Source organism: Yoonia sp. (genome assembly GCF_036007805.1).
Taxonomy (GTDB): domain Bacteria; phylum Pseudomonadota; class Alphaproteobacteria; order Rhodobacterales; family Rhodobacteraceae; genus Yoonia.
Genome location: NZ_DASYOK010000330.1, coordinates 1 through 1,933, shown reverse-complemented (window position 1 = coordinate 1,933; position 1,933 = coordinate 1). Strand labels below are relative to the sequence as shown.

Sequence of the window (1,933 nt, the reverse complement as noted above, 5' to 3'; positions counted from 1 at the left end):
GCCATAGTGCCAGTAAATCTTGTTGTGGATACTCTCACAGCCCGCGCGCGCGTGATTGGACACCTCATAGCCCGCAAATCCGGCCGCTTCGCAAATCTCTTGCGTCACAGCATACATGTCAGCTGCCGCATCATCATCCGGCAGACCGCGCAGTTTGCCTGCCGCATAGCGATCACCAAAGGCCGTGCCATCCTCGATTGTGAGCTGATAGAGCGATAAATGGTCGACGGCCAAATCCAACGCTTGCTGCAATTCCGCCGTCCAATCCGCGACAGACTGACCTTGCCGCGCATAGATCAGATCAAAACTCACCCGATCAAAGACGTCGCGTGCAGTCTCAAAGGCCCGCATCGCCTCATCTGCGCTATGCAACCGGCCAAGGGCCTTCAAATCTGCATCATTCAGCGCCTGAATCCCCATGGATACACGGTTCACTCCCGCATCGCGGTAGCCGGCAAAGCGTTCCGCTTCGACTGACGTCGGATTCGCCTCCAGCGTGATCTCGATATCATTCGCTATTGGCCAGGTCGCACGCACCTTTGTCAGGATCGCATCAACCACCGCCGGATCCATCAGGCTGGGCGTGCCACCTCCAAAGAAAACAGACCGCAAAACGCGGCCCTGCGTTTCGGCACCGACACGTGCAATCTCGCTCAAATAGGCCTCGGCCCAGGCATTCTGGTCAATCTGGGCCACGACATGGCTGTTAAAATCACAATAGGGACACTTCGCCTGACAAAACGGCCAGTGAATATAGAGGCCAAAGCCTCCATGCTCCCAATCTTCCATCCTAGGCAAAACAACCCGTGATCAGCTTGGCAAAGGCATCAGCACGGTGGCTGATCTTGTTCTTTTCCCAACGATCCATCTCGCCAAAGGTGATGTCATAGCCGTCAGGCTGAAAGATCGGATCATACCCATGCCCTTGGTCGCCCCGCATCGGCCAAACAATCTGGCCAGGCATCACACCGGGAAACACCTCGTCATGCCCGTCAGGCCAGGCCAGAACCAAGGTGCAACAAAACCGCGCAGTCCGTGGATAGGGGGCAGAAACAGACTCTAACTCGGCCCAACTCCGCTCCATCGCCATCTTGAAATCACGGCCGCTGGGCGTTTCCGCCCAATCCGCTGTATAAACACCGGGTGCACCCCCAAGGCCGTCAATCTCGATCCCGCTATCATCCGACAGGGCCGGCAGGCCGGTTGCCTTGGCTGCTGCATGCGCCTTGATCCGTGCGTTCCCGACAAAGGTCGTTTCTGTCTCTTCCGGCTCGGGCAACCCATGATCCGCATTTGACGTCAAAGACAACCCGTAAGGGCGCAACAGATCGGCAATCTCTTCCAGCTTCCCTTGGTTATGGGTCGCGATCAACAATTCCTTGCCGTCAAATCGCCGCATCAGGACACCGCCGCCAATTGCGCCGCTGTCAGTTCCGCGACACCTTTTTCCGCCAGATCAAGCAGGGCATCCATCTGCGCGCGCGTATAGGTTGACCCCTCTGCAGACATCTGTACCTCGATTAGTTTTCCAGCGGTCATGACAAAGTTGCCGTCAACACCGGCTTCGCTATCCTCAGGATAATCCAGATCCAGCACTTCCTGACCTGCATAAATCCCGCAAGAAATCGCTGCGACAGGGTCGATCAAAGGATCGCTGATCACATCGCCAGCCTTCATCAGCTTCTGAACTGCCAGCTTCAACGCGACCCAACCGCCGGTGATCGACGCACAGCGTGTGCCGCCATCGGCCTGAATAACATCGCAATCCACCACGATCTGGCGCTCGCCTAGTGCGACCCGATCAACACCGGCCCGCAAAGACCGCCCGATCAAACGCTGGATTTCCTGCGTGCGGCCGGATTGCCCGTTCTTGGCCTCACGCCGCATCCGCGTATTTGTCGCCCGTGGCAGCATCCCGTATTCCGCAGTGACC

General features: G+C 57.4%; 3 protein-coding genes. All 3 read right to left on the bottom strand.

The window, feature by feature from the left end:
• Positions 1–789: radical SAM family heme chaperone HemW (hemW, locus tag VGP75_RS17615; RefSeq protein WP_327544896.1), on the bottom strand; the 789-nt coding region annotated here is incomplete at its 3' end.
• Between the two features lies 1 nt (position 790).
• Complete coding sequence (rdgB, locus tag VGP75_RS17610) at positions 791–1,399, bottom strand: RdgB/HAM1 family non-canonical purine NTP pyrophosphatase (RefSeq protein WP_327544895.1); 609 nt, start codon at positions 1,397–1,399, stop codon at positions 791–793.
• On the bottom strand, positions 1,399–1,933 hold a 535-nt coding region (gene rph / locus VGP75_RS17605; protein WP_327544504.1), incomplete at its 5' end, for a ribonuclease PH. The genes rph and rdgB, both read right to left, overlap by 1 nt.